Source organism: Adlercreutzia sp. (genome assembly GCF_056795635.1).
Genome location: NZ_JBQIIT010000056.1, coordinates 1 through 4,261 on the forward strand (window position 1 = coordinate 1; position 4,261 = coordinate 4,261).

Consider the following 4,261-nt stretch of genomic DNA (forward strand, 5'->3'; position numbering starts at 1 on the left):
CCCAAAAGCGCCGTCACCTTCCCCAGGAGGGGCTCGAAGGAGACACCGCGGGCCTCGAAGTCGGGTTGTTTGGCGGACACCACCATGGCGTCGGCGGTGAAGTCGGCGGCGAAGGCCGTGGCGCAAGCCAAGTCGCGACCGGCCATGACCGCAGCCAGGAGCGTGCTGGCGAACACGTCGCCGGTGCCGTGGAGCATATAGGGGAGTTTCGCGTTGGTGGTCTCGGTGAAATCAACCGAATCGCCCCACGCGTAGTTGTGGATGAGGCCATCACCGTGCTCGATACCCTTCAGCACCACGTTCTTCGCGCCGCGCTCGCGCAGGGCCCCCATGATAGATCGCACGGTCTCCTCCTCCACGTCGGCGCCTTCCCATTCGCGACCCAGGATAATGGCAGCCTCGGTGAGGTTCGGCGTGAGAATGTCGGCCCCGTCGGCCAGGGTGCCCATGGCGGCCACGAGCTCGGGCGTGTAGGTGGGGTACACCTTGCCGTGGTCGGCCATCACCGGATCCACCACGCGCAGCGCGTCCGGGTAGGTGTCCCACACCTGCTTGATGATGTCCACCTGCTCGGGCGCGCCGAGAAAGCCCGAGTACACCGCATCCAGCTCCACACCGATACGCTGCCAAGCGGTCAGGTAGTCGGAAAGAATGTCGGTGGTGTCATGCATGTACCAGCCGGGGAAGGCCGTGTGGCTGGAAAATAGGCCCGTGGGCACCGGGCACACATCGCAGCCGGCCGCCGACAACACGGGAATGGCTACGCCAAGCGAGCACTTGCCGTAGCCGCACAGGTCATGGATGGCTGCCACGCGGGGAATGTAGGCCTCGTGTCGCTCGTAGAGGGCCGTTGCCTGGGGCGCATGGGTCATGGGAATGCTCCTTCCACTGGGTAATCGCAGCCGATTCTACCCCTTGCGCCGCAGGCACGACCCTAGGTTTTTCCGAACGCCAGCGAACTGTTAGCGACCAGAGGCCAAGGCAGAGCCGTAGTCGCCGCCCCGTTCGTCCTACCCTAGTCGAGAGCCGTCAGAAACGCCTTTTCGGCAGGAATGTAGGGGGTCATCTGCTTATCGGCTACGCATTCCACGCAGTCAGACTGCACGAGCCGCAGATAACCCCAGTGGTAGGGAGAGGTCATGTACTTGCCCAGGAACGTAGCGGCCGTATCGAAATCGCAGTCGTAGACATAGTTCCACGGCACCGCGCCGCTGGAGTCGAAAACCTCGGAGATCTGCGTATTCACCAAGCCGGGGACATACTCCCCCACCTGCAGCACCCGTTGGGTCATGGCCTCGACCATCTTGGGATCCACGCCTTCCACCAGGTGCATGAGCATGATGCGATGGCACGTGCTGTCGCCACCTTTGAGGTTGGCCTGTCCGGGGCCGTAGGCGAGGAACGTGACGTCGGCGGCCAGGGACGAGTCGGACACGGTCTCCTGCAAACTCTCCCACGACGGCGATCCAGCGGCCTCGTCATAGGCGGTGCGGTCGGCGAAAGCCAACTCGCAGAACAAATCCCCCGCATTGGTCGGAGAATCGTCGGGCACGATGTCGCACAGCCACGCCGGCGCCACAGCCTCACACGCCGCCCGAGCCTCGTCGCGCATCGCCGTCTTCTCTTCAGGGGAGACGCCCTCGTTGAACGTCACCAGATACAGGGCATTAATCATCGGTTCAGCACCTCCACATCGGCCTCGCTGGAGAAATAGGAACGGTCGCGCGATTCAAGCTGCTCCTCAAGCTCGCGCCACCAGGCGGTCACGCTGGGATCGCCGTAGGCGATGGCCGCCGCCAAGGAGCCATAGCCCTCGAAGGACCAGATGAACTCGAGCGTGTTATTACTCGCCGGATCCGTGAGCCATAGCGGCGGAGCCACGATGGCGTGCTCAAGGGCCATGCCCTTCTCTGCAGCGATAGCCTGAAAGCGTTCCAGGTAACGATCGTACACCGCCCGGCCCTGACCCGGTTTCGCCACCAAACGGTCGATGAGGTAGATCATCGGCGCGGCGGCCTCTCCGCCAGCAAGGGCCTCGGCCTCCTTCTCGCTCCCCGTTTCCGCAAGCTCCGGTTCTGCTACCGGCTCGGGCCCCGGCTCCGACCCCGTCGTTGTCCCGGCGCAACCGCCGAGCACGCCCAGAGTAGCCGCTGCGCAACCTGCCGCGGCGCCGACCTTGAGAAATCCCCTGCGCGTTACTGTCTGCGTCTTTCCCATGCATCCTCCAATCTTTTTCTCCAACCCGATTCGCCGGCGCCGGCCATGGCGGCCTGGCATCGCCTTCGAAAAAGCGCTAGAATCAACGGTCGATGAGGGCTGGGGAGCTTCCCATCACCGGGTCTTCCGCCGACGAATCGGACACCTCGGATGCTACGGCCTGGGCAGTCGCGCGTCGATCTCGCAAAACTGCTTATAGGGCCGCCAGGGGTCATCCGAAACGGACGATTTTGAACGGAGGGGCCATGCAAGTGCATTTGCAATCGAAGAGCGTCGGATTCTCGCACGCGCTCAATATCGCCGCCATCGACGCGGTAATCTGGGTCTGGTTCTATCAGATGTCCCACGCTGCCGGGGCATCCTTTCTCATGCCGGAAGGCAGCGGGCCGTCCCATCGAGAGCTCTTTGGGCTACTCGCCACAACTATTATCCTGTTCTTGAAATGGGATCGCTTTCCGCGCCGCTTCCATATCGCAGCGCCCCTCACCACGAGCGCCCTTTGCGGTCTGCTTGTGGCTATCGGCTTCCTCGACCTCCACAACGATCCTCTGCGCAGCGCCCTCGTGGGCGCCCTTTCCATCGGATCGTTCTCCTGCCAGCTCCTCCGTTTCGAGAACCTCGAGCGCTCCGACAACATCCACGGGCTCGCCTTGGCGCTGACCGCGTCCCTCGTGCTGTTCTACGGCCTCAACCTTCTGTTCACCCAGTCATCGCCGGCCCTCCAAGGCACCTTCATTATCGCGGCACCCTGCGTGCTTCTCGTGAACCTGAGGGACAGCGTTGCCCCCACCGCCAACCTGCGCCCGCTCTCGCTGCGCTCCCTCGCCGTCGTGCCCAACATCCTCGTCGGCATCTTCGGCGTGGCCGGCGGCTTCGTGTTCGTAGTCGGCACCCTCAGCACGCCCACGGGACTCGGCGATCTGCTCCAGAACCCCATCCCCACCTACCCAGCTATGCTGCTGCTTTACATGGCCCTGGCCATTATTGCCGCCTCGGGTCTGCGCTTCCCCAAAGCTGCCTACTTTTCCCTGGTCAACCTCTCGTGGTCTCTGGGAACCTTCCTCGGAACCACGACGCTGCGCGCAGGATTCCAAGTGCCCGAGACCCTCTCGCTCGTCCTGGCTGCAGCCAGCATGATGAGCTTCTTTCTCTTCCAAAGTACCTGGATCGACCGGCCGGAGAACAGGCCGACCACGACGGCACAGCGCATCGAGGACGTGGCGGCCCAGCACGGCCTCACCAAGCGGGAGATCGAAGTGGCGGCGCTCCTCCTGGAGGGTCGCAGCCTGCGCCGTATCCAGGCCCAGCTCTTCATTTCCGAGGGCACGGCAAAGACCCACGTCAAGCACATTTACGCGAAGCTGGGGGTTCACACGAAGCAGGAGCTGATCGATCGGCTCGGCGCTCCCCGCTAGCGGCCAGCCGCAACCGCGGCTCGCGGATGCCCACCCCGCGGGATCTCTCGATGCCCCCGCAAACGCTCGACCGCGCCCCGGATCCCCTAGCGGTTCTCGATGGCGCCGATGTTCTTCAGCGCGATCTCGATGCGGCCGTCCGGCGTGCTGAAGAACTCGATGAAGTCGGGGTTCTCGCCGTACTCGGCCGGGAAGGTCAGTTCGATGCCCGTGTCGGTGCGTATCTTGTGGTTCTTGGTGACCCGCTTCGCCACGGCCTTCTCCACCACCACGCGCTCGGGAATGGCCCCGGCGTCCACCGCGCGATCGAAGCGCTCCTGGAGCACCGGCTCGTCGGCGAACACCTCGCGTCCCAGCTCATGGGCGTCCACCTCGTCGGAGTCCTCGGCGTTCTCGGCCACGTAGGACTTCGCGCGGGCGAGCGCCCGGGCCGTGTTCGCCCCGTATTCCTCGGCCACTTCCTCCACCACGGTGGTCACCGCCTGCAGCACTTCCTTGCTCGAGGCCTCCATGGAGCACTGCAGCAGGCCGTCGGGAATGAGCCAACGCTTCTCGCCGGCAATCTCGCGCTCCTTGTCCACGAACCACACGGTCATGGCATCGCCGTCGATGAGCGCGAACGACGCCAC

5 protein-coding genes are annotated in these 4,261 nt (G+C 64.2%); 1 reads left to right on the forward strand and 4 read right to left on the reverse strand.

Annotated elements, in window-relative coordinates; genetic code table 11:
* The 3 genes from ACTOXK_RS12090 to ACTOXK_RS12100 form a co-directional block, all read right to left on the reverse strand.
* Window positions 1-872, reverse strand: an 872-nt coding sequence (locus ACTOXK_RS12090) for a pyridoxamine kinase (RefSeq protein WP_286143151.1), incomplete at its 3' end; no start/stop codon positions are given.
* Window positions 873-1,015: 143 nt separating this feature from the next.
* Window positions 1,016-1,675, reverse strand: coding sequence for a hypothetical protein (locus ACTOXK_RS12095; protein WP_286143150.1), 660 nt, complete (start codon window positions 1,673-1,675; stop codon window positions 1,016-1,018).
* Window positions 1,672-2,217, reverse strand: coding sequence for a hypothetical protein (locus tag ACTOXK_RS12100; protein ID WP_482280003.1), 546 nt, complete (start codon window positions 2,215-2,217; stop codon window positions 1,672-1,674). Before ACTOXK_RS12100 ends, ACTOXK_RS12095 begins: the two co-directional genes overlap by 4 nt.
* Window positions 2,218-2,462: 245 nt before the next feature.
* Here ACTOXK_RS12100 and ACTOXK_RS12105 point away from each other — a divergent pair, with 245 nt between their 5' ends.
* On the forward strand, window positions 2,463-3,632 hold the full coding sequence (locus ACTOXK_RS12105) for a helix-turn-helix transcriptional regulator (RefSeq protein ID WP_482280004.1): 1,170 nt from the start codon (window positions 2,463-2,465) through the stop codon (window positions 3,630-3,632).
* Between the two features lie 86 nt (window positions 3,633-3,718).
* Here the strand turns inward: ACTOXK_RS12105 and ACTOXK_RS12110 are convergent.
* Window positions 3,719-4,261, reverse strand: a 543-nt coding sequence (locus ACTOXK_RS12110; RefSeq protein WP_482280005.1) for a nucleoid-associated protein, incomplete at its 5' end; no start/stop codon positions are given.